Below are 22,787 nucleotides of genomic sequence, written 5' to 3' on the forward strand. Positions count from 1 at the left end.
GCCGGGAGTGGCGTGATGGGTGAGATCGTGCTGGCCGCCAAGATCACGCATGTGCCGTCGATCTGGCTGTCGATCCAGCCCGGCAGACACTTCGGCATCCGCCGTCCCGCGGAGCTCGCCCTCACCGAGGTCGGCAGGCGGGCGCGCGAGCGCGGGGCGGACACGTTCCTGATCGCCGACACCCATTGGATGAACAGCATCGGCTTCCACCTCAACGGCAAGCCGCGCCACCAGGCCACGTACGTCAGCCATGAGTTGCCGCACTTCATCCACGACCTCGCCTACGACTACGCGGGCGATCCCGAGCTGGCCGAGCTGATCCGCGAGGAGATCGTCGCGGGCGGCCAGAAGGCCCGCGTGCACACCTACCAGGACCTGGGCCTGGAGTACGCCACACTCGTGCCGATGTACTTCATGAACCAGGACTCCGACATCCGGGTCCTGCCCATCGGCTGCAACATCTACTCGACCGTCGAGGAGAACCGGCGGATCGGCGAGGCGCTGCTGCGGGCCGTGCTTCGCAGCGACAGGAAGGTGGCCTTCCTGGCCAGCGGGTCGCTCTCGCACGCCTTCCCGCCCAACGAGATCGCCGAGTCGCTGCTCGACGACGTGAGCAGCGAGCTGAACCGCAAGGTCGACCACGCGGTGCTGGAGATGTGGGACGAAGGCCGCATCCCGGAGTTCCTCGACATGCTGCCGGACTACAACGAGCGGTGCACCGGCGAGGGGGCGATGGCCGACACCGCCATGCTGTTCGGGCTGCTGGGCTGGCGCGAGTACACCGGGCGCGGCGAGCAGCTGTGCCCGTACTTCGGCAGCAGCGGCACCGGCCAGGTGGTCGTCGACTTCCCCGTACCCGCCCACCACACGAGATGAAGGAGCCGGCGCACATGACGGCCGTACAGACGTTCACGCCCGACCGGCCCGCCGGGGCGCCGCCCGTGCTGCTGCTGCACGGGTTCGCCTCCAGCGGACGGCAGGACTGGGTGGAGACCGGGATCGCGGCGGAGCTGGCCGCGGCCGGGCGCGTGGTCGTCGTGCCCGACCTGCCCGGTCACGGTGAGAGCCCGGTTCCGGACGGGCCGGCGGGCGCGCCCGAGATCGCGGCCGCGCTGCTCGCCCTGGCCGGCGACGGGCCGCTCGACGTGGTGGGGTACTCGCTCGGCGCCCGGCTCGCCTGGGAACTGCCGGAGCTGGCCCCCGATCGGGTGCGCGCGGTCGTGCTGGGCGGGCTCAGCCCGTTCGAGCCGTTCGCCGCGCTGGACGTGGCGGCGCTGCGCTCGGCCGTCGCGGGCGGCGAGCCGGGCGACCCGATGACCGGCATGATCGCGGCGATGATCGCGGGCGCCTCCGGCGGCGACCCCGAACGGGCCGCCGGGCTGGTCCGGCTGGTCGAGGGCCTGCGCGGCACGCCGTTCGAGCCCAAGGGCTGGGCCGGGCGCACGCCGCCGGTGTTCGTGGCGGGCGCGCAGGACATGATGACCTCCGGCATCGAGAACGTCGTCGCGCTGGTCCCCGGCGCCCGGCTGGTCACCGTCCCCGGCGACCACCGCGGCGCGCTGGCCGGGCCGGAGTTCCGCGCCGTCCTCGGCGAGGCGCTCCGGGCAGCGTCCGGCGCCGGGCTCGACCCGGCGTCCGGCACGTGACCAGCACCGGCGGAGTCGCGTCGAAGGCGGAGCTCAGCTACGAGATCCTGCGTTCGCGCATCCTGGACGGCACCTACGGCCCCGGCTACCAGCTCGTCATGGACCGCCTCGCGCGGGAGATCGGCGTCAGCACGATCCCCCTGCGCGAGGCGCTGCGCCGCCTGCAGTCCGACGGGCTGGTGGAGGTCGTGCGCAACGTCGGCGCCCGCGTCGCGGTCTTCGACGCGGCGCAGGTGCGGCACACGCTGGAGGTGCTGGCCCGGCTGGAGGGGTACGCGACCGCCGTCGCGGCCCCGCGCATGGGCCCGGCGGACGTGGCGCGCTCCCGCGAGATCAACGCCCGGCTGTTCCAGGCGCTCGACTCCTTCGACCCCACCGCGTTCACCGCGCTCAACCGCGCCTTCCACTTCTCGGTCTACGAGCACTGCGACGACGAGCACCTGAACTTCCTGCTGGAGGCCGAATGGACCAGGCTGGACCACATGCGGCGCTCGGTGTTCGGCTACCTGCCGGGCCGGGCCCGCCGTTCGGTCGAGGAGCACGAGCACCTGCTCGACCTCATCGCCGGGGGAGCCGACCCCGCCGAGATCGAACGGCTGGCCTGCGCGCACAAGACGAACACCGCCGGCGCCCTCTATGACGTCCGGGTCACCCACGGCTAACGATCGGGTCATACCCTCCCGGCATTTTGTCCTACACTGGTAGACGAAACGCCGTACGGAGGGGTGCCCGCATGCCCAAGATCATCGACCACGACCAGCGTCGCAGCGACATCATCGACGTCACGTGGGACCTGATCACGAAGGGGGGCATCGAGGCGGCCACCATGCGCGAGATCGCGAACGCGGCGGGCTTCGCCAACGGCGCGCTCAAGCACTACTTCCCCGGCAAGGAAGACATCATCGAGGCGACGTACGAGCGCGCCCTGGCCATCGTGACCAGCTACGTCAAGCTCGACGGCCGCCGCGGGCTGGGCGCGCTGCGCGAGATGTGCGAGGCCGCGATGCCGATCGACGAGGAGCGCATCACGGCCGGCCGGGTGCTGCTGATCTTCTGGCAGACCTCGCTGACCAACCCCAAGCTGTACGACAAGTACCTGGAGCACCTGCGGGCCTGGCGCGGCATGCTGCACCGGCTGATCGAGGAGGGCCGCGCCGACGGCGACATCCGCACCTCGATCCCCGACGAGCAGCTCGTGGACGAGCTCGTGCTGCTCAACGCAGGGGCCAACGTGATGAGCCTGGTCGGCCCGCAGTTCTCCACGGTCGAGCTGCAGAAGCGCCACCTGGAGTCCTTCTTCGACCGCATCTCCCGGCCCTGACCCGCGCCTTCCGGCCCGCGCCGCCACCTGGGCGGCGCGGGCCGCGTCGTGCTCAGACCGCTTCGGCCACGATGACGCGCGGGCTGCCCGGCAGGGCCAGCTTGTCCACCGGCTTCCAGGCGGCCTCGTCGAGCCAGGCGCGCACCTGCGACTCCTCGTAGACGACGGTCCCGTCGATCACCAGGTACTCCCCGGCGTGCAGCGCGTCGATGGCCCGCTGCTCGGCGTCGTCGTCGAGGAAGAAGTCGAGCAGCAGCAGCCGCGCCCCCGGCGCCGCCGCCGCGCGGGCGTTGCGCAGGATGGCCCGGTTCTGCTCGACGCCGAAGCGGTGGATGACGTGGTTGACCATGACCAGGTCGTACGGGCCGGCGGGCGTGGCCGTGTCGGTCGGGACGCCGGTCACCTCGGCCCGGTCGGCGAACCCGGCCTCGGCCACCTGCGCGGTGATGGAGTCGGCGAAGGTCGGGTCGTACACGAAGGAGGCCCGCAGCCCCGGGTTGGCGCGCAGGGCCTCGAAGGCGAACGCGCTGGACAGGCCGCCCAGGTCCAGCAGGCTGCGGAAGCCGGTGAAGTCGAACGCGCCGCCCAGCATCCTGGCGTGCAGGCTGTTGTACGTCATGACCCCGGCCATGAACGTGCCCCACCGGTCGCCGGAGGTGTCCAGGACGCCCGGCTCGGTGGTGTCCACGGTCGTGTCGAACTGCAGCCAGTGGCCGTAGCTGATCTGGTTGAGGAACGTGAGGAACGGCCCGAGGTCGAGCTCGGACGACTTCCGCCCGGCCAGGTAGCCGGCCGCGTCGGCGCCGAGGGCGTACCGGCCGTCGGTCCTGGTCAGCAGGCCGAGCCCGGCCATGCTGTCGGCCAGGATGCGGGCCATGCGGGGGGTGACGCCAGTGGCCGTCGCGATCTCCCCGGCGCTGCGCTCGCCGTCCGCGAGCGCCTCGAACAGCCCGATGCGGCTGGCCGCGAAGAGCTGCTTGGCGCCCATGTAACCGGTGGCGATGGCGACGATCGGATCCGGCGTGGGGGAAGGCGTGGACATGGTCAAGGCCCTGCCCTTTCTGTATTGTCTACGAATGTAGACGTTCACCATAGACCCTCTGTCTACGAACGTGGAATAACCGTTGACAGTAGGGGACCCCTCTGTCAACCTTTGTAGAACTATCTGGCTCGAACATGGCTTTTCGGCAGCTCAGTGTGGGTTTGCGTGCCCCACTTCGAGCACGGGACCGGTGCCTGGAATGGAGCTCTCGCGCATGTCGCTGCTCAACCTGACGGATCTGACCATCGGCGTCACCCGGGAGGACGCCGAGCCCCAGGAACTCGTCCACCGGCTCACCCTCGACGTCGCCTCCGGGCAGACGCTCTGCGTGGTGGGGGAGTCGGGCAGCGGCAAGACCGTGACGGCGCTGTCGATCATCCGCCTGCTGGAGTTCGTGGCCCCGGCCTACACCGAGGGCACGATCGAGGTCGGCGGCGTGGACGTCACGCGGCTGAGCGCCGAGGGCATGCGCGCCTACCGGGGCGCCCGGATCGGCATGATCTTCCAGGAGGCACTGGACTCGCTCAACCCCGCCCAGCGCGTCGGCGCGCAGCTCATCGAGGGCTACCGGCCCGAGGGCGCGCTGCCCCGGCAGGCGCTGCGCCGGGGGAGCCGGCTGCGCCGCGAGGCCGAGGCCAAGGCCAGGAGCCTGCTCACCGAGGTCGGGCTGGCCGACACCGACCGGATCATGGCGCTCTATCCGCACCAGATGTCCGGCGGCATGCAGCAGCGCGTGATGATCGCCATGGCGCTGATGTCCGACCCCGACGTCCTCATCGCCGACGAGCCGACCACCGCCCTCGACGTGACCACGCAGGCCGAGATCCTGGCGCTGTTCCGCCGCGTGCAGCGTGAGCATCGGACCGCCTGCGTGTTCATCACCCATGACATGGGCGTCGCCGCCGAGATCGCCGACCGGATCGCCGTCATGTACCGGGGCAGGCTGGTGGAGGTCGGCGACAAGATGGACATCCTCCGCAAGCCTACGCATCCGTACACCAAGGCGCTGCTGGAATGCGTGCCACAGCTGGGTGTCAGCCGCCGTACCGGATTCCCGACGATCTCGGAGACCAGGCTGCGGGCCGCGACCGAAGCCGACGGCGTGCCCGCCGGCGGGAGCGTGACCGAGACTCCGGCGCTCGGCGACGAGCCGGCGCCGGTGACCGGCACCCCGCCCCTGGTCGTCGAGAACGTCACCAAGGTCTACCGGACCGGCCGCCGGGCGAGCGTGCGCGCGGTCGGCGGCGTCTCGCTGGAGATCGCGCCCGGCGAGTTCTTCGGCCTGGTCGGCGAGTCCGGCTCGGGCAAGACGACGCTCGGCCGCATGGTCAGCGCCCTGGAACGGCCGACCTCGGGCAGCATCTCCTTCGGCGAGCACCGCATCACCGAGGCGGGGCTGCGCGGTGACGAGCGTGCCTTCCGCCGCGCCAGCCAGCTGATCTTCCAGGACCCGCAGAGCTCGCTCGACCCCCGGCACACCGTGGCGCGCATCATCGCCGAGCCGCTGCGCGAGCTGACCCCGCTGCGCGGCGCGGACCTCGACCGGCGGGTGGCCGAGCTGATCGACGAGGTCGGCCTGCCCGCCGACTGCGCCCGCAAGCTGCCCTCGCAACTGTCCGGCGGCATGCGCCAGCGCGTGTCCATCGCGCGCGCGGTCGCCGCCGAGCCGAAGCTCATCGTCGCCGACGAGCCCACCTCCGCCCTCGACGTCTCCGTCCAGGGCCAGGTCATGAACCTCCTCCTGCAGCTGCGCCGCTCGCACGGCATCAGCTTCCTGTTCATCACGCACAACCTCAGCCTGGTGCTGTCGGTGGCCGACCGCGTCGGCGTGATGTACAAGGGCGACCTCGTCGAGGTCGGCGCCCCGGAAACCATCGCCTCCTCCTCCACCCACGAGTACACGCGCCGACTCCTGGCCGCGAACCCCGACTTGTCGGCATACGTGGGATAGCCCCGGGCCGACCTTCTCCTTCTGTCCCCCCTTTTAGAGCAAGAGCGAGAACCCATCATGAACGTGCTCAAGAGCCTGAGGGCCGGGCTCGTCTCCGCCGCCGCGGCGAGCGCCCTGCTGCTCTCCGGCTGCGCGGGCGGTGCGACGTCGTCCTCCTCGTCCTCCTCCGCCGACGCCGGCACCCCCGTACGCGGCGGCGACCTCGTGGTCGCGGTGCCGACCGACCCGCAGTCGCTCGACATGGTCGCCAACCCCGGCCAGGTCACCGCCCACATCGGCAACATGCTGTACGAGAAGCTCTTCGAGGTCGACAAGACCTTCGCGGCCAGGCCGATGCTGGTCGACACCTACAAGCGCAGCGACGACCGGCTCACCTACACCTTCGAGCTGCGCGCCGGTGTCACGTTCCAGGACGGCGCCCCGCTCACCGCCGCCGACGTGGTCGCCAGCCTGGAGCGCTGGCTGAAGAGCCACGTCACCGGCCAGCAGGTGGCCGCCGACGTCAAGAGCCTCAAGGCCACCGGCGACCGCACGGTCACGCTGGAGCTGAAGAAGCCGCGTTACCCGCTGATCGACGAGCTGGCCAGCCCCGGCGCGGAGATCTACGAGGCCAAGAACCTCAAGGACGTGCCGGCCACCGGCTTCGCCAAGGAGGGCGCGGTCGGCACCGGGCCGTACAAGCTGAAGAGCTGGGACATCGGGCAGCAGGTCGTGCTGGAGCGTTACGACGGCTACAAGTCGCGCGCCGAGGAGGACTGGGGCGGCCAGGCCGGCGCCAAGCACGCCTACCTCGACACGGTCACCTACAAGGTCGTCGCCGACCAGGACGCCGTGGTCAACGGCCTGCAGACCGGCCAGTGGGCGCACGCCATGCCGGGCGACGACCAGTACACCCCGCTGAAGAACAACCCCGCCGTGGTCGTGTCGAACCTGGCCGGGGCCAACCAGAACGTGCTGATCCCCAACTTCAACAAGGGCTCCAAGTTCTCCGACGTGCGCGCGCGGCAGGCGCTCAACCTGCTGATGGACAAGCCCGCGCTGAACGCCGCCACCGGCGGCGGCCCCGACCTCACCGTCGAGGTGGGCGCGCTGGTCTCGCAGGACAACAAGGGCCTGTACTCCACCGCCGGCGACGACGTCTACAAGCAGCACGACCCGAACCGGGCCAAGGAGCTGTTCGCGCAGGCCGGCGTCAACGCCGGGGACACCGTGCGGATCCTGACCTCCAGCAGCTACCCGCAGTTCAGCCAGTGGGCGGTGCTGCTGCAGGACCAGCTCTCCAAGATCGGCATCAAGACGAAGATCGACACCTACGACTTCCCGACGATGCTCGGCACGATCACCAAGGACCCCGGCGGCTGGGACGTCACCACCCTGTTCTTCAACGCCGCGCTCACCTCGCCCTCGCAGATGCCCGCGCTGACCCTCGGGGCGTTCAACGGCTCCGGCTCGCCCGAGATGGCCAAGCTGATCGAGGACTACAACGCCGCGACCTCCCCCGAGACCGCCAGGACGCTCATGGACCAGCTCCAGGCGTTCGTGTGGCAGCAGCTCCCGGTCATCACGATCAGCCAGTCGAAGCTGTACGCCGCCTACTCGCCCAAGCTCAAGGGGTACGACACGTTCTACCGCGTGTTCTGGAACTCCTGGCTGCGGAAGTGAGGGGGGGAACATGGCGGGACTCCTGCTCCGGCGGCTGCGTGACCTGGTCGTCATCCTGCTGATCGTGGGCACGATGATGTTCTTCGTCATCCGCCTGATCCCGGGGGACCCGGCCATCGCCATCCTCGGCCCGACGGCCAGGCCGCAGGACGTCGAGGCGCTCCGGCAGAGCATGGGCCTGACGGGCTCGCTGTGGGAGCAGTACCTGAGCTGGCTCGGCAACGTGGCGGGCGGCGACTTCGGCTCGTCGATCACCTACCACGCGCCGGTGGTGGGGGTGGTGGCCGAGCACTTCGTCCCGACGCTGACCCTGGCGGTGCTCAGCACCGTCCTCAGCTTCGTCGTCGCGGTGCTGGTCACCTCGTGGAACGCGGTCTCGCCGCGCAACCCCGTGGCCCGCGCGCTCAACCTGCTCTCCTCGCTCGGCATGGCGATCCCCGACTTCTGGATCGCGCTGATCCTGGTGCTGGTGTTCGCCGTGTCGCTGCGCTGGTTCCCCTCCAGCGGGTACGCCGACCTCTTCGCCGATCCGGTCGCCGGGGTGCCGATGCTGGTGCTGCCGGTGGTGTGCCTGGTCATCGGGCAGTCGGCGCTGTTCACGCTGACCCTGCGGGAGAGCGTGCTCGGCGAGCTGCCGCAGACGTACCTGCGCACCGCGCGGGTCAAGGGCCTGTCGGAGCGGCAGGTCATGCTCAGGCACGTGCTGCCGAACGCGCTCATGCCGCTGATCACCCAGCTCGGCAGCAACTTCGCGATGATGGTCGGCGGCATCGTGATCATTGAGTCGATCTTCGTCATCCCCGGGCTGGGCTCGTTGCTCATGGGCGCGGTCTCGACCCGGGACTTCCCGCTCGTCCAAGGCGTGACGCTGTTCGTCGCGCTGATGTTCGTGGTCGTCAACCTGGTCGTCGACCTGTCCTACGCCCTCCTCGACCCCAAGGTGCGTGTTTCGTGACTTCCGAGGCCGTCGCCGGGCGCGTCGGGACGGCAGGGCGGCCCTCCGCGGCCTCCCGCGCCTGGCGCCGCAACCGGGTGCTGATCACCGCCACCGCGCTGCTCGTCCTCGTCGTGCTGGCCGTCGTGCTGCTGCCGGTGTTCCTGCCGGACGCGAACGCGACCGACCCGGTGCACCGGCTGCTGCCGCCCTCGGCCGACCACCTGCTCGGCACCGACTCCTACGGCCGGGACGTGCTGAGCCGCCTGGTCTCCGGCGGCCGGGCCTCGCTCGGCCTCTCGGCGCTCATCACGCTCTGCGCGGCGTTCACCGGCATGGTGATCGGCCTGGTCAGCGGCTTCTACCGGGCCGTGGACGCGATCGTCATGCGGATCATGGACGCCTGGATGTCGTTCCCGGCGATCATCCTGGCCATGGCGCTGGCCATCGGGCTCGGCGCCAGCATCTGGACCGAGCTGATCGCGCTGACGGTCATCTTCACGCCGTTCACGGCCCGGGTGATCCGCAGCCGGGTGCTCGGCGTGGCGGCGCGGCAGTACATCGGGGCGGCGCGGGTGTCCGGCATGCGGCCGGCGAAGATCCTGTTCGTGCACGTGCTGCCCAACGTGCTGCCGCTGGCGCTGGTGCAGGTCGTGATCCTGTCGGCCTCGGCGATGCTGGTGGACGGCGCGATGAGCTTCCTCGGGCTGGGCATCGCGCCGCCCACGCCGACGTGGGGCAACATGATCGCCGAGGGGCGGTCGTACCTGACGCAGGCGCCGTGGCTGATCGTGCTGCCGGGTGCGGCGATCATGTCCTGCGTGCTGCTGCTGAACCTCATCGGGTCGAGCATGCGCAACGTGGTGGACGCGCGCGCCCGGTCGATGAGCGACCTGCAGAAGCTGCGCACCCGCCGTCCGGCACAGTGACGGCACAGTGACGGCGGGCCCGCGCGGGGACCCCGGCGATCGCCGCCGGGCGTCCCCGCCCCCGCGTCAGAGGCTTCCGACCCGGCAAGTCGCAGGTCAGTGGCTCCCCGCCCGGCAAGTCGCGGGTCAGGGGGTCCAGACGCCGTCGGCGCGCACGTCGCGGTCCAGCCACAGGTCGGCCAGGGCCGCGCGCACCTGCGGGCCGTGCTCGCTCCACAGCCGCAACGCGCCCAGGTTGTCCTCCAGCTGGGCCATCCTGCTCACCCCGAACAGCACGTTGGCCACCGCCGGGTGCTCCAGGCAGAACACGATCGCGACCTGGGCGGGGGTCGCGCCGAACTCGTCCGCGACCCGGGCGACGGCGTCGGCGGCCTGCCTGACGGCCTCCCGGATGCCGCCCGGGTCCGCGCCGATCTTCCGTTCGGGGAACTTCCTGCCCACCAGGATGCCGCCCTCGAAGACGTCGCTGGCCTGCAGCGCCAGCGCCCCGGAGGCGAAATGCCGGCCGTAGAAGCCGCCCTCGGCCATCGAACGCCGGGCGATGCTGTACTTGAGCTGGGCGAAGCTCGGCGGCGTCAGGCCCTCCTCGGCGGCGAAGCTCAGCGCGAGGTCGACGTCCTCGGCGATCCAGTTGTTGACGCCCCAGCTCGTGAAGCGGCCGGCCGCGATCTGCTCGGCGACGTCGGTCACGATCCGCCGGATGTCGGGCCGCTGCAGGTAGTCGCCCACCACGACGGTCTCGGCGCTCTCGACGCCGACGCGGTCGAAGCTGACGTCGAGCTGCTCGCGGAAGCCCGTGCGCGGGTACTCCCACAGCCACAGCTTGCCGCAGAGCTGCCAGTCGTCCCGGCTCGCGCCGGCCTCGCGCACCGCCCGGCCGAAGATGAGGTCCGTACGGGCCTGCTCGGCGTGCGGGCCCATGTTGTAGTGGGCGACGTCGAAGAGGGTCACCCCGGCGTCGAGCGCCGCCCTGATCAGGGCCACCGCGTCGCCGAACTCCATGCGGTCCCAGGTGTTCCAGGAGCCCAGCCCGAACAGGGACGTCGTCGTGCCGCCCGGTCCGAGGCGCCGTGCCGGAACCCGCTGTGTGTCGCTCACGTCGATCCACTCCCTGCCGGATGAAGCCTTTTTTGTCTACGCTTGTATAATAATAAACCCAGGACGCCCGCGCAGCCCCGTCTGCGAAGGCCCGCACCGAACAGGAACCCCCACATGAGCGAACCTGTCGTTCCCAGGACCGTCCTCGTCACCGGCGGCGCGAGCGGCATCGGCCGCGGCGTCGCCGAAGCCTTCGCCGCGGCGGGCGATCGGGTCGTCATCGCCGACCTCGACGAGGCGCGGGCCAGGGCGGTCGCCGCCGAGCTGGGCACCCACCACGTCCAGGTGGACGTCGGGGACGCCGCCTCCGTCGAGTCCGCCGTCGCGGCCGTCGCCGCCGAGCACGGCGACATCGGCGTGCTGGTCAACAACGCCGGGCACACCGCGGGCGGCGGCCCGCTCATCGGGCTCGACGTGGACGTCTTCGACGCCTGCGCCCGGGTCAACTTCCGCGGCACGTTCCTGATGACCCGGGCCGTCGGGGCGCACATGGTGCAGCGGGGCGTCCGCGGCTGCATGGTCAACATCTCCTCCATCGGCGCCCGCCAGCCCACGCCCGGCCTCGGCCACTACGAGGCCACCAAGGCCGCCATCGACGCCCTGACCCGCTCGGCCGGCATCGAGCTCGCCCCCCACGGCATCCGCGTGAACGGCGTCGCCCCCGGGCCGGTGCTCACCCCGATGACGGCCATGTTCGCCACCGACGACGCGGCCAAGAAGGCGTGGGAGGCCCGGATCCCGCTGGGCTCGATCGCCCAGGTGGCCGACATCGTCCCCGCCGTGCTCTTCCTGGCCTCCGACGGCGCCCGCCACATCACCGGCGTCAGCCTCCAGGTGGACGGCGGCCAGCTCCTGGCCTGACCCCTCCACCGGCGGGGCCGGGCCGCCCCTCGGCCCCGCCGGTCAGTCCAGGGACACCCCGTCACGCAGGTGGACGATCCGGCCCGCGGTCACGGTGGCGTCGACCGCGACCTGCGGCAGGTCCGCCGGCGCGACCTCCAGGGGGTCGCGGTCCAGCACGCAGAAGTCGGCGGCCTTGCCCCACTCCAGCGACCCCTTCCACGCCTCCGCGCCGTCCTGGACGGCGGGCGCCGTGGTGTAGCAGCGCAGCAGACGGGCCATCAGCCGGGGGCGCGGCGCCCGCTCGCCCAGCAGCCCGCACGCCGCCGCCACCTGCGCCCGCCAGTCGGGCGTGGTCACCGGCCCGTCGCTGCTCAGGGTGAACGTCACCCCGCCGGCCAGCAGCTCCTGCAGCGGCCAGGCCGTCCCGGCGACCTCCGGGCCGAGCGCGCCGGCCACCCAGTCGGCGGTGGCCGCCGCGATCATCGGCTGCGTGGTGAGGCCCATGCCGAGCCCGGCCATGCGGGCGATCTGGGCGGGGTTCACCAGGTCGCCGTGGATGACGTAGTGCCGCCTCGCGGGCCCATGCTCGCCCGCCAGTTCAGCCACGGTGTCCACGAAAGCGTCGATGGACCGGTCGCCGGTGGCGTGCACGCCGACCTGGAGGCCCGCGCGGTGCGCCAGCCGGATCATGGCGCGCAGGTTGTGCTCCCGCGCGGCGTCGTCCGCCCCCGCCACCAGCAGCGATCCGTGGCCGCCCGAGGTGTAGCGGTGGCAGGTCCAGGCCGAGCCCATGGGCGGGATGCCGTCGGCGAAGATCTTGAGCCCGGTCACGTTGAGCCAGGCGGGGTCGGTGCGGGGGAGGGGCGCGTCCAGGCCGGCGGCGACGTCCTCCAGGGTGCTGGGGCCGTCGAGGGTGCCGAACAGCCGCAACGCGGTCACCCGTGCCCGCAGCTCGCCCTCCTTCGCCAGCGTCGCGTAGGTGTCCAGGACGGCCTGCGAGAAGCAGCCGGTCTCGCCGTCGTCCTCGCCGGGGCCGAGGCCGGGCTCGGTGTAGCTGGTGATGCCGAGCGAGGCGCAGATCCGCCCGGCGCGCAGGATGGCGGCCCGCCTGGACTCCTCGTCGGCCAGCAGCCGGCCCTGGTGGGCGGACAGGCCGTTCTCGCTGATCAGCGTGTCCGGCCAGACCGCTCCCAGCCAGGCGGCGTGCAGGTGCGAGTCGTTGATGCCGGGCAGGACCGTCCGGCCGGCCAGGGAGAGCACGCGGGTGCCGGGGCCGGCGTGCGCCAGGGCCTCCTCGTCCGTGCCGACCGCGACCAGGCGGCCGGCGCGCGCCGCCAGGCCGCTCGCCCGCCCGTCGCGGGCGTCGAAGGTGAGCACGTTGCCGCCGACCGCCACGAGGTCCGCGTACTCGTCCGCTGACACCGGGTTCCTCCTGAGGGGCTGTAATTGTTTGTCAACGAGTGTAGATTAACCACACTTAACGGTCGAAAGCTACGAAGGTGACCATGCCTACGAGAACCGCCGCCGCCGTCCTCACCGAGCACGGCAAGCCCCTCAGCCTTCAGGACGTCCCGCTGCCCGACGCCGTCGAGCCCGGCGCCGCCCTGGTGCGCATCACGTGCACCACCCTGTGCGGCACCGACGTGCACCTGTGGGCCGGCCAGATGACGTTCCCCGGGATGCTGCCGATGATCCTCGGCCACGAGATGGTCGGCGAGGTCGTCGAGGCCGGGCCGGGCACCACCGACGCCCTCGGCCGCCCGATCGCCCCGGGCGACCGCATCGGCTGGTCGGAGTCCACCTGCGGCCACTGCTACGGCTGCGCCGTGCTGCGCCAGCCGGTCGCCTGCGCCAACCGCGGCTACGGCTTCACGCAGCGCGCCGACCGCCCCCCGTACGCCACGGGCGGCCTGGTCGAGTACTGCTACGTGCCCCCGGGCGCGGCCAAGCTGCTGCTGCCGGCCGACGTCAAGGACACCTGGGCCTCGATGTCGGGCTGCGCGGCCAAGACCGTGCTGCGCGCCGTGGACCGGGCCGGCGGCATCAGGACCGGCTCGACCGTGGTGGTGCAGGGCGCGGGCGCGCTCGGCATCTTCGCCACGGCCGTCGCCAGGATCGCCGGGGCGGGCACCGTCATCACCGTGGGCGGCCCGGACGACCGGCTGGCCGCCGCCCGGCGCTTCGGCGCCGACGCGACCGTCTCGACCGACCTCGGCAAGGACGAGCGCGTCGCCCGGATCAGGGAGCTGGCCGGGGAGCGCGGCGCGGACTACGTGTTCGACCTGGCCGGCGCGCCCACCGTGGCCGAGGAGGCGGTCGCGGTGGCCGCCCAGCGCGGCACCGTGGTGATCGTCGGCTCCACCGGCTTCGAGCTCGCGCCCGTGCCGCTCGGCGCGGTCATGGGCAAGGAGCTGACCGTCGTCGGCTCGCTCAACGGCGACATCGCCGACTACCACCGCTCGATCGAGTTCTTCCAGACCTTCGCCGCCCGCATGCCGTGGGACGAGCTGTTCAGCGAGCCCGTCGGCCTGGCTCAGGCCACCGCCTGCGTCGAGTCGATGTCCAGGCTCGGTGAGATCAAGGCCGTCGTCGACCCCCGCCTGCCCTAGGAGACCTGCCGTGCAGACCATCCCGCGCCGCCGCATCGGCCGCACCGGACCGGAGACGGGCGTGCTCGCGCTCGGCTCCTGGCACACCTACGACCGCATGGACTTCCACGACGCGGTCGCCATGATCCGCGAGGCCGTGGACCGCGGCATCGACCTGTTCGACGTCGGCGTCTACGGCTTCCCCGGCATGCCGCCCGTGTTCACCGACGTGATCTTCTCGGCCCTGGTGCGCGCGGCCGGGCTGCGCCGCGAGGACTACCTGCTCTCCTCCAAGCTGTGGCTGGAGGGCTATCCGGAGCACAGCCTGCGCGACCAGCTGCTCAACGCCCTGTTCCGGGCCGGCGCCGACCACGCCGACCTCGTGGTGCTCGGCGACCTGCGGCACGACGGCGTGGACCTGCACCGGCTCGTCCTCGACCTGGCCGGTCTGGCGAAGGAGGGGCTGATCCGGAGCTGGGGCGTCAACAACTGGTCGGCGTCGAACGTGCAGACGCTCATCGACGCCGCCGCCGGCGAGGGCGTCGAGGGCCCGGCCATCGCGCAGCTGAAGTACAGCGTCTCGCGCCGCTCGATCCCCGACGGCGCGCCGTTCGCCCGCATCTTCGCCCAGGGCGTCACGCTGCAGTCCTCCGACGTGCTGGAGGGCGGCGTGCTGCTGGGCAAGGGCGTGGACCGGCAGGTCGGCCGCGACCCCGGCGGCATCAGGGAGCGCATCGCGGCCTCGGCGGCCGAGCTGGCCGCGATCGCCGCCGACCTGGACGCCACCCCGGCGCAGGTCTGCGTGGCCTTCACGCTCACCCACCCGGCCAACACCACCACCCTGTTCGGCGCGACCAGCCTGGAGCAGCTGCGCGACAACCTGGCGGCCGTGGAGCTGGTCGAGCGGGTCGGCGCCGAGGAGCTGCGGGCGCTGGTGGCGCCGCTGTGGGCCGACCAGGACGCCGTCGATCCGGAGGGCCCGTGAGCACGCCGCCGAGCAGGGGGTACGAGGGCTTCGGCGGCACGGCCCGCGAGCTGGCCTCGCAGTCCACGCCCTGGTGGCCGCGGCCGCGGCGGGCGCGTCCCGGAGCGCCCAACGTGGTGGTCGTGCTGGTGGACGACCTGGGGTTCAGCGACCTGTCGCCGTTCGGGTCGGAGATCGACACGCCGCACGTGCAGGCGCTGGCCGAGTCGGGCTACCGGTTCAGCAACTACCACAGCACCCCGCTCTGCTCGCCCTCCAGGGCCGCCCTGATGACCGGGCTCAACCCGCACCGGGCCGGGTTCGCGATGGTGGCCCACGTCGACCCGGGCTATCCCGGCTACCGGATGGAGATCCCGCAGGAGGTGCCCACGCTGGCCGAGTCGTTCCGGGCCGGCGGGTACGCGACGTTCATGGTCGGCAAGTGGCACCTGACCATCGAGTCCAAGCTGCACGACGGCGCCGACAAGAGCTCATGGCCGCTCCAGCGCGGCTTCGACCGCTACTACGGCTCCATGGACGGCTTCACGTCCCTGTTCCACCCGCACCGCCTGATCAGCGACAACGGCCCGATCCCCGACGAGGGCTTCCCGGACGACTTCTACCTGACCGACGCCCTCACCGACCGCGCCATCGGCATGATCAACGGCCTGCGCGCCAACGACGCCGACAAGCCGTTCTTCCTCTACTTCGCCCACCAGGCCGTGCACGGCCCGGTGCAGGCCAAGCCGGCCGACGTCGCCAAGTACCGCGGCCGCTACGACGCGGGCTGGGCCAGGATCCGCGAGGAACGCTTCGCCCGCCAGCTCCGCGACGGCCTCTTCCCCGAGGGCACCCGGCCGTCCGACCCGGACCTGGCGCCGTGGGAGGAGCGCACCGAGCTGTACGCCCGCCACATGGAGGTCTACGCCGCCGCCGTGGACGCCGTGGACCAGAGCCTCGGCCGGCTGGTCGAGCACCTCAAGCGCATCGGCGAGTACGACAACACCGTCATCGTCGTCACCAGCGACAACGGCGCGACCGCCGAGGGCGGCCCCGAGGGCACCCGCAGCTACCTCAGCCGCTTCGTGCGCCTGGCCGGCCTGCCCGACGACTGGTGCCACGACGTGCCGCGCGACCTCGACCTCGTCGGCGGCCCCCAGGTCCACGGCCACTACCCGCGCGGCTGGGGGAACGTCTCCAACACCCCGTTCCGCCTTTACAAGGGCCACGCCTACGCGGGCGGCATCCACGTGCCGTTCGTGTTGTCGTGGCCGGCCGGGCTGCCCAGGCAGGCCGGCGACCCGGGCGTGCGCGACCAGTACGCCTACGTCACCGACGTCGCGCCCACCCTCCTCACGCTGGCCGGCCTGGAGCTTCCCGAGGACGTGGACGGCGTGCCGTTCGACCACTTCCTGCGCGAGCGCGACCGGCCGAGCCGGCACCGCTCGCAGTACGTCGAGAGCGGCGGGCAGCGCGGCTACTTCGAGGACCACTACAAGCTCATCGCCCCGCACCTGCCCGGCACGCCGTTCACCGACGACGGCTGGGAGCTGTACGACATCGCCCGCGACCCGGCCGAGACCACCGACCTGGCCGCCGAGCAGCCGGAACGGGTGGCCGACCTGGCCGCGAAGTGGCGGGCGGCGGCCTGGCTCAACACGGTCTTCCCGCTGGCCGACACGCCGGACATGCTCAACACCCGGCCGCCGGCCGAGCTGGCGCTGTCGGAGCCGGTCACGATCCACCCGGGCACCCCGGTGCTGGAACGGTTCCGGTCGAGCAGGCTCACCGCCCTGCGGTCGTTCACGATCGAGGCGTGGCTGGAGCGGCGGCCGGGCGACGAGGGCGTGATCGTGGCCCACGGCGACCAGGGCGGCGGCTACGTCCTGTACGTCGAGGACGGCGAGCTGCGGCTGACGTACAACGCCTACGGCGTGCCGGTGCGGGCGGCCGGCCCGATCCCGGCGGCGGGGCCGGTGACCGTCACGGCCCGCTTCACGGCGCTGCCGGAGGTGCGCTGGGACGTCGAGGTGCTGGTGGACGACAAGCCGGTGCTGGCCGTCGAGCGGGTCCCGCAGCTGCTCGGCATGGCCCCCTTCACCGGCATCAGCGTCGGCTTCGACTACGGCGGCCCGGTGGACTGGGAGCTGCACGAGCGCCGGGGCGTGTTCCGCTACCGGCGCGGCCTGGACCGGGTGCGGTACGTCCCGGGGGAGAAGGCGCCCTACAACCCGGAGATCATCGCGCTGGCCGAGGACCTGGCGCAGCGCGCGATCGAATGACGGGTCACAGGTGGTAGGCGTACTCGCCGAACTCCCAGTCGGTGACGTGCCGCTGGAAGCGGGCGACCTCGTCGCGCTTGTAGGCCAGGAAGGCGGCGGTGAAGTCCTTGCCGAGCAGCTCGGTGAGCTCGCCGTCGGCCTCCAGGGCGTCCAGGGCCTCGGGCAGGGTCATCGGCAGCACGGGGGCCTTGGAGGCGTCGTAGCCGTACCCGACGAGCGGCGCGGGCGGCTCCTGGGCCGCCCGCACCCCCAGCAGCGCGGCGGCCGCGGTCCCGGCGACCAGCAGGTACGGGTTGGCGCTGGCGTCACCGAGCCGCAGCTCGAAGCGGGCGCCCGCGCCGCGCTCCGGCGGGACGCGGAGCATCGCGCTGCGGTTGTCGAGCCCCCAGTCGACGAGCCAGGGGGCCAGCGTGTCGGGGCCGAACCGCTTGTAGGAGTTGACCGTCGGGTTGGCCAGCGCCGCCAGCGCGGGGGCGTGGGCCAGCACGCCCGCGATCGCGTGCCGCGCGGTCGCCGACAGCCCGTACGGCGCGGCCGGGTCGTCGAAGGCGTTGCCGCCGTCCTCGCCCAGGCACGACAGGTGCAGGTGGAACCCCGACCCGCCCTCGTCGTTGAACGGCTTGGCCATGAACGTCGCCAGCCTGCCCTCCACCCGCGCCAGCTCCTTGACCGCGGCCTTGAACCAGAAGGCCCGGTCGGCCGCGTCGAGCGCCTCGGAGTGCCGCAGGTTGATCTCGAACTGGCCGCTGCTGAACTCGTGGTTGCCCGCCGTCACGCCGAGGCCGAGGTCGCGCAGGTGCCGCAGCGTGCGGGTGAGGTGGCCGTCGGGGTCGCCGCGGCGGCCGGCGGTGTAGACGTTGCCGGTGGCCTCGGCGTAGCGCTGCCAGCCGCCCGCGGGGGCCGGGTCGCACAGGAAGTACTCCAGCTCGGGCCCGACGACCGGGCGCAGGCCCTGCTCGGCGCACCGGGCCAGCACGGCGCGCAGCAGGTCGCGGGGCGACTCCGGGGCCGCGGCGCCGGTGGCCGGGTCGACGACGTCGCCGTGGCACCAGGCCACGCCGGGCTCCCACGGCAGCGGGGCGAGCGTGGCCAGGTCGGGAACGACGGCGATGTCGGGCAGCCCCGCGTCCAGGCCGCCGCTGATGTCGGCGGTGCCGCCGCGCGGGGTGGAGTGGTAGACGGCGCGGCAGAAGGCGAGGCCGTGACCGAGGGCGTCGGGCAGCGCCTCCAGCAGGACGTCGCGGGCGCGGTCGGTCCCGGTCAGGTCGGGGTAGGTCACGCGGACCACGTCGACGCCCCGCTCGGTCAGGCGGTCGATGTGCTGCTGCACCGGTCTCTCCTAGGGTCGTTTGACGCCAAACGTAACGGCCCCGTATTGGCTGCCGCAAGAGCTGTTGACCGATCGGCCTGGATGTTCATATTTTATTTGGAACCAAACGAGTTCCAGGAGGACCATCTTGGCCGGCGTCCGCGGCTACTTCCATCCCAAGACGGCCACGGGCCGCTCGTCCCTCGTCCCGGAGCCGCCCTGGCACTACTCCGGCGACCTGCTCACGATCGAGTACCGCACCGACCCCGGCCGGGTGCGTGAGCTGCTGCCCGAGCCGCTGGAACTCGCCGCCGAGGACCCGGGCGCGGTCGCGCTCATCTGGGCCGACTGGCAGTCCTGCGCCGCCTCCGGCGAGGAGCTCCTGGACCCGGTGCGCTCGCAGTACAAGGAGGCGTTCGCCGTCGTCCGGTGCTCCTACCGGGGGCGGACCTACTCCAGGTGCGTCTACATCTGGGTGGACAAGGACTTCGCCCTCGCCAGGGGGCTGCACCAGGGCTATCCGAAGAAGCTGGGGTCGATCCACCAGACCAGGCCGCACCCGTACGGCCCCGCGCCGCGCATCGAGGCGGGCGCCCGGTTCGGCGCGACGCTGGCCGCCGCCGACCGCCGCCTGGCCCAGGCCGTGGTGACCCTGCGTGAGCCGTCGCCGCACAACGGGTTCGTCAACGGACACCCCATGGCCCACCACCGCTGGCTGCCCGCCATCGGCAAGGGTGGGGGGCTGGCGCTCGACGAGCTGGTCGAGTCCGGCGCCGCCGCCTTCGAGGCCGGCCAGGCGTGGGCGGGCGACGCCGAGCTGGAGCTGTTCGACGCCCCCACCGAGGAGCTGTCCCGGCTGGCCGTCCGCGAGCCCATCGGCGCCTACTTCCGCCAGGTCGGCGTGGTGTGGGACGGCGGCACGCTGCTGGAATCCGGCACCTCCGGCGCGCACTAGCCCCTTGAGATTGGAAGCACCCGACATGTCCGAACAGATCACCGTCGCCGGGGTCACCGTCGACACCCGCCACTGGATCGGCGGCCGGCGCGTCGCCTCCGCGCGCACGTTCACCGACCTCTCGCCCATCGACGGCGCCGCGCTCGGCGAGATCGCCCGCGGCGGCCCCGACGAGGTGCACGCCGCCGTCACCGCCGCCCAGGACGCCTTCCCCGGCTGGGCCGCCACCCCGCGCGCCGGCCGGGCCGCCGTGCTGCGGGCCATCGCCGACGGCGTCGAGAAGCGGCTGGAGGAGCTGGCCGCCGTCGAGACCCGCGACAACGGCGCCCTGCTGCGCTCGCACCGCCGCGGCGTCATGCCGCGCGTGGCGCACAACTTCCGCTTCTTCGCCGACTGGCTGGAGGGCCTCGGCCACGACGACTTCGACACCCGCGGCCACGCCAACCACGTCTCCTGGGACCCGGCCGGCCCCTGCGCCCTGATCACGCCGTGGAACGCGCCGCTCATGCTGGCCACCTGGAAGATCGCCCCCGCGCTCGCCGCCGGGAACACGGTGGTGCTCAAGCCCGCCGAGTGGTCGCCGCTCACCGCCTCCCTGCTGGCCGACGTCGCCGCCGCGGCCGGGCTGCCGGACGGCGTCTTCAACGTCGTCCAGGGGTTCGGCGAGGAGGCCGGGCAGGCCCTGGTCGAGCACCACGGCGTGCGCCGCGTCAGCTTCACCGGCTCGGTGCCGACCGCGCGGCGCATCGCCCGCTCGGCCGCCGCCAACCTCACCCCGCTCAGCCTGGAGCTGGGCGGCAAGTCGCCGCTGCTGGTCTTCGCCGACGCCGACCTCGACCTCGCCGTTGCCCTGGCCGTCGAGCAGTACGACAACGCCGGGCAGGTCTGCCTGGCCGCCACCCGGCTGCTGGTCGAGGCGCCGATCGCCGAGGAGTTCGTCCGCCGATTCACCGAACGGGCCACGGCCCTGGTCCAGGGCGACCCGCGCGACGAGGCCACCGACGTCGGCCCCAACATCCACCCGCGCCAGGTGGAGAAGATCGACGGGTTCGTCCGGCGGGCCCTCGCGGCCGGGGCGCGCGCCGTCATCGGCGGCGAGCGCGGCGACGGCCTGTACTACCGGCCCACCCTGCTCACCGACGTGGCCCAGGACAGCGAGATCGTCCAGGAGGAGGTCTTCGGCCCGGTGCTCACGCTGCAGACGTTCGAGACCGAGGAGGAGGCCGTCCGGCTGGCCAACGACACCCGCTTCGGCCTGGCCGCCACCGTCGCGACCGGCGACCGCGAGCGCGCCCGCCGGGTCACCGAACGGCTGGTGGCGGGCACGGTGTGGGTCAACTGCTTCTTCGTGCGCGACCTGCGCGCGCCCTTCGGCGGCTCCCGCGAGTCCGGCGTCGGCCGCGAGGGCGGCACCTGGAGCTTCGACTTCTACTGCGACCTGAAGAACACCGTCACCGCGCCGAAGGGCTGGAACGACCATGGGTGAGATCGTCGGCGCGGGCCTGCTCGCGCACGTCCCCACCATCGTGCTGCCCGAGCCCACCCGGCTGGAGCTGAACGAGGGCAAGGAGATCACCCTCGTCACCGGCCTGCGCGAGCTGCGCCGGGACGTCTTCGAGCGCGACGACTACGACACCGTCGTGGTGCTGGACTCCCACTGGGCCACCACGGTCGAGTTCGTGGTCACCGCCCAGGCGCGCCGGGCCGGGCTGTACACCTCCGAGGAGCTGCCGCGCGGCATGTGCCGGATGCCGTACGACTTCCCCGGCGACCCCGAGCTGGCCCGCAACGTGGCCTCCTTCGCGGGCCGGCACGGCACCTGGATCACCCCCATCGACGACGAGTACCTGCCGATCTACTACGCCACCACCAACCTGTGGAAGTACCTCGGCGAGGGCCTGCCCGGCAAACGCTGGGTGAGCATCGGCGTCTGCCAGACCGGCGACATGGAGGACCACCTGCGGCTCGGCCGCGCGCTGGCCGACGGCGTCGCGGCCACCGACCGGCGGGTGCTGGTGATCGCCTCCGGCGCGCTGTCGCACACGTTCTGGCCGCTGCGCGAGCTGCGCGACCACGAGTCCAGCGACCCGCGGCACGTCTTCACCCCCGAGGCCCGCGCCGCCGACCTGCGGCGCATCGAATGGTTCCGGCAGGGCCGGCACGACGAGGTCCTGCGCACGATGCCGGAGTTCCGGACGTACAAGCCCGAGGCCCGCTTCCACCACTACGTCATGCTGGCCGGCGCCCTCGGCGAGGAGCGCTGCACGGCCCCCGCCCGCCAGTACGGCGAGTACGAGAACTCCGTCGGCACCGGCCAGGCCCTGCTCTGGTTCGACCGCCCGTCCGGCGGCTGGACCGCACCCCGACAGGAGAACGCCCATGCCTGAGTACCGCCGCGTCCTGCTCGACGGCGCCGTCACCGAGACCGTCCGCGACGGGGACGAGCTCGTCGCCGCGGACGGCCGCCGGATCGGCGCCGACGAGGCCGCGCACCTGCCGCCGGTCGTCCCCACGAAGATCATCGCGGTGCACCTGAACCACCGCAGCCGGGTCGAGGAGTTCCGGACCCGGCTGCCGGACGCGCCGACCTACTTCCACAAGCCCACCTCCTCGCTCAACTCCCACCGGGGCGCGGTCGTGCGGCCCGAGGGCTGCAAGTGGCTCAACTACGAGGGCGAGATCGCCATCGTCATCGGCCGGACCTGCCGCAACATCGCCCCCTCCGAGGCCGGCGCGCACATCGCGGGCTACACCGTGGCCAACGACTTCGGGCTGCACGACTTCCGCGACACCGACGCCGGCTCGATGCTGCGCGTCAAGGGCTCCGACACGCTCTGCCCGCTCGGCCCCGGCCTGGTGACCGGCTGGGACTTCCGCGGCAAACGCCTACGCACGTACGTCAACGGCGAGGTCGTCCAGGACGGCAACACCGACGAGATGACCTGGGACATGCACTACCTGGTCGCCGACATCGCCCGGACGATCACCCTCTTCCCCGGCGACGTGCTGCTGTCGGGCACCCCGGCGGGCTCGCGGCCCGTCCGGCCGGGGGACGTCGTCGAGGTCGAGGCCGAAGGGCTCGGCCGGCTGACCAACCACGTCGTGACCGGGCCGGTGCCGATCCGCTCCGACGTCGGCGCGCAGCCGACGGAGTCGGAGGAGGTGCGCTCGACCGCACTCGGCGGCGACTGGGAGTTCCGCGGCATCCGCCCACCACACCGCCCGTAGCGTCGGGGGCGGCGGCCCGCCGCTGGTGAGCCGCG

20 protein-coding genes are annotated in these 22,787 nt (G+C 72.4%); 16 read left to right on the forward strand and 4 right to left on the reverse strand.

Annotated features, from left to right (window positions below):
- Positions 1-15: 15 nt before the first annotated feature.
- The 4 genes from hpaD to ACFYUV_RS28110 all read left to right on the forward strand — a co-directional run bounded on the left by hpaD (position 16) and on the right by ACFYUV_RS28110 (position 2,967).
- Positions 16-876: a 3,4-dihydroxyphenylacetate 2,3-dioxygenase gene (hpaD, locus tag ACFYUV_RS28095; protein WP_387672878.1), complete on the forward strand. Its 861-nt coding sequence runs from the start codon at positions 16-18 to the stop codon at positions 874-876.
- Between the two features lie 14 nt (positions 877-890).
- Positions 891-1,646: an alpha/beta fold hydrolase gene (locus ACFYUV_RS28100; RefSeq protein WP_387672881.1), complete on the forward strand. Its 756-nt coding sequence runs from the start codon at positions 891-893 to the stop codon at positions 1,644-1,646.
- On the forward strand, positions 1,643-2,308 hold the full coding sequence (locus ACFYUV_RS28105; RefSeq protein ID WP_358292395.1) for a GntR family transcriptional regulator: 666 nt from the start codon (positions 1,643-1,645) through the stop codon (positions 2,306-2,308). Before ACFYUV_RS28100 ends, ACFYUV_RS28105 begins: the two co-directional genes overlap by 4 nt.
- 71 nt (positions 2,309-2,379) lie before the next feature.
- Positions 2,380-2,967 (forward strand): TetR/AcrR family transcriptional regulator, encoded by a 588-nt coding sequence (locus tag ACFYUV_RS28110; protein WP_352329644.1) that lies wholly within the window; start codon positions 2,380-2,382, stop codon positions 2,965-2,967.
- Between the two features lie 52 nt (positions 2,968-3,019).
- Here ACFYUV_RS28110 and ACFYUV_RS28115 read toward each other — a convergent pair whose 3' ends face one another.
- Positions 3,020-4,009, reverse strand: a complete 990-nt coding sequence (locus tag ACFYUV_RS28115) for a methyltransferase dimerization domain-containing protein (protein WP_387672884.1) — start codon at positions 4,007-4,009, stop codon at positions 3,020-3,022.
- 214 nt (positions 4,010-4,223) lie between these two features.
- On the opposite strand from ACFYUV_RS28115, the gene ACFYUV_RS28120 reads away from it, so the two are divergent.
- From ACFYUV_RS28120 to ACFYUV_RS28135, 4 genes are read left to right on the forward strand one after another with little or no spacing between them, the layout of a single operon-like run.
- On the forward strand, positions 4,224-5,960 hold the full coding sequence (locus ACFYUV_RS28120) for a dipeptide ABC transporter ATP-binding protein (RefSeq protein ID WP_387672887.1): 1,737 nt from the start codon (positions 4,224-4,226) through the stop codon (positions 5,958-5,960).
- A gap of 57 nt (positions 5,961-6,017) precedes the next feature.
- Positions 6,018-7,622, forward strand: coding sequence for an ABC transporter substrate-binding protein (locus ACFYUV_RS28125; protein ID WP_387672889.1), 1,605 nt, complete (start codon positions 6,018-6,020; stop codon positions 7,620-7,622).
- Positions 7,623-7,632: 10 nt separating this feature from the next.
- The gene (locus tag ACFYUV_RS28130; protein ID WP_352329439.1) at positions 7,633-8,577 is read left to right on the forward strand and encodes an ABC transporter permease; all 945 of its coding nucleotides are present in this window, start codon (positions 7,633-7,635) and stop codon (positions 8,575-8,577) included.
- Positions 8,574-9,485: an ABC transporter permease gene (locus tag ACFYUV_RS28135; protein WP_387672892.1), complete on the forward strand. Its 912-nt coding sequence runs from the start codon at positions 8,574-8,576 to the stop codon at positions 9,483-9,485. The genes ACFYUV_RS28130 and ACFYUV_RS28135 overlap by 4 nt, the downstream gene beginning before the upstream one ends.
- 126 nt (positions 9,486-9,611) lie before the next feature.
- On the opposite strand, the gene ACFYUV_RS28140 is transcribed toward ACFYUV_RS28135, so the two are convergent.
- Complete coding sequence (locus ACFYUV_RS28140; protein ID WP_387672895.1) at positions 9,612-10,583, reverse strand: aldo/keto reductase; 972 nt, start codon at positions 10,581-10,583, stop codon at positions 9,612-9,614.
- 114 nt (positions 10,584-10,697) lie between these two features.
- Between ACFYUV_RS28140 and ACFYUV_RS28145 the strand changes: the two genes are divergently transcribed.
- Complete coding sequence (locus ACFYUV_RS28145; RefSeq protein WP_387672897.1) at positions 10,698-11,444, forward strand: SDR family NAD(P)-dependent oxidoreductase; 747 nt, start codon at positions 10,698-10,700, stop codon at positions 11,442-11,444.
- Between the two features lie 42 nt (positions 11,445-11,486).
- Here the strand turns inward: ACFYUV_RS28145 and ACFYUV_RS28150 are convergent, their stop codons facing one another.
- Positions 11,487-12,848 (reverse strand): amidohydrolase, encoded by a 1,362-nt coding sequence (locus tag ACFYUV_RS28150; RefSeq protein ID WP_387672900.1) that lies wholly within the window; start codon positions 12,846-12,848, stop codon positions 11,487-11,489.
- Positions 12,849-12,931: 83 nt separating this feature from the next.
- Here ACFYUV_RS28150 and ACFYUV_RS28155 point away from each other — a divergent pair, with 83 nt between their 5' ends.
- Genes ACFYUV_RS28155 through ACFYUV_RS28165 form a run of 3 tightly spaced genes read left to right on the forward strand, consistent with a single transcriptional unit; the run spans position 12,932 to position 17,260 of the window.
- A complete protein-coding gene (locus tag ACFYUV_RS28155; RefSeq protein WP_387672903.1) occupies positions 12,932-14,035 on the forward strand; it encodes a zinc-binding dehydrogenase in 1,104 nt (367 codons plus the stop codon).
- A gap of 10 nt (positions 14,036-14,045) precedes the next feature.
- Complete coding sequence (locus ACFYUV_RS28160; RefSeq protein WP_387672906.1) at positions 14,046-14,999, forward strand: aldo/keto reductase; 954 nt, start codon at positions 14,046-14,048, stop codon at positions 14,997-14,999.
- Positions 14,996-17,260 (forward strand): arylsulfatase, encoded by a 2,265-nt coding sequence (locus tag ACFYUV_RS28165; RefSeq protein ID WP_387672909.1) that lies wholly within the window; start codon positions 14,996-14,998, stop codon positions 17,258-17,260. The genes ACFYUV_RS28160 and ACFYUV_RS28165 overlap by 4 nt, the downstream gene beginning before the upstream one ends.
- A gap of 4 nt (positions 17,261-17,264) precedes the next feature.
- Here the strand turns inward: ACFYUV_RS28165 and ACFYUV_RS28170 are convergent, their stop codons facing one another.
- Positions 17,265-18,590 (reverse strand): glutamine synthetase family protein, encoded by a 1,326-nt coding sequence (locus tag ACFYUV_RS28170; protein WP_387672912.1) that lies wholly within the window; start codon positions 18,588-18,590, stop codon positions 17,265-17,267.
- 127 nt (positions 18,591-18,717) lie between these two features.
- On the opposite strand from ACFYUV_RS28170, the gene ACFYUV_RS28175 reads away from it, so the two are divergent.
- Genes ACFYUV_RS28175 through ACFYUV_RS28190 form a run of 4 tightly spaced genes read left to right on the forward strand, consistent with a single transcriptional unit; the run spans position 18,718 to position 22,752 of the window.
- Positions 18,718-19,524, forward strand: coding sequence for an acetoacetate decarboxylase family protein (locus tag ACFYUV_RS28175; RefSeq protein ID WP_352352640.1), 807 nt, complete (start codon positions 18,718-18,720; stop codon positions 19,522-19,524).
- A 25-nt stretch (positions 19,525-19,549) separates the two neighbouring features.
- Positions 19,550-21,010, forward strand: coding sequence for an aldehyde dehydrogenase (locus ACFYUV_RS28180; RefSeq protein ID WP_387672914.1), 1,461 nt, complete (start codon positions 19,550-19,552; stop codon positions 21,008-21,010).
- Positions 21,003-21,911 carry a 3,4-dihydroxyphenylacetate 2,3-dioxygenase gene (locus tag ACFYUV_RS28185; protein ID WP_387672917.1) on the forward strand — a complete coding sequence of 303 codons (909 nt, stop codon included), beginning with the start codon at positions 21,003-21,005 and terminating at the stop codon, positions 21,909-21,911. Before ACFYUV_RS28180 ends, ACFYUV_RS28185 begins: the two co-directional genes overlap by 8 nt.
- On the forward strand, positions 21,904-22,752 hold the full coding sequence (locus tag ACFYUV_RS28190) for a fumarylacetoacetate hydrolase family protein (protein WP_387672920.1): 849 nt from the start codon (positions 21,904-21,906) through the stop codon (positions 22,750-22,752). Before ACFYUV_RS28185 ends, ACFYUV_RS28190 begins: the two co-directional genes overlap by 8 nt.
- Positions 22,753-22,787 lie beyond the last annotated feature (35 nt).

This window comes from Nonomuraea sp. NPDC003560 (genome assembly GCF_042878785.1).
In the GTDB taxonomy this organism is placed as follows: Bacteria; Actinomycetota; Actinomycetes; order Streptosporangiales; family Streptosporangiaceae; genus Nonomuraea.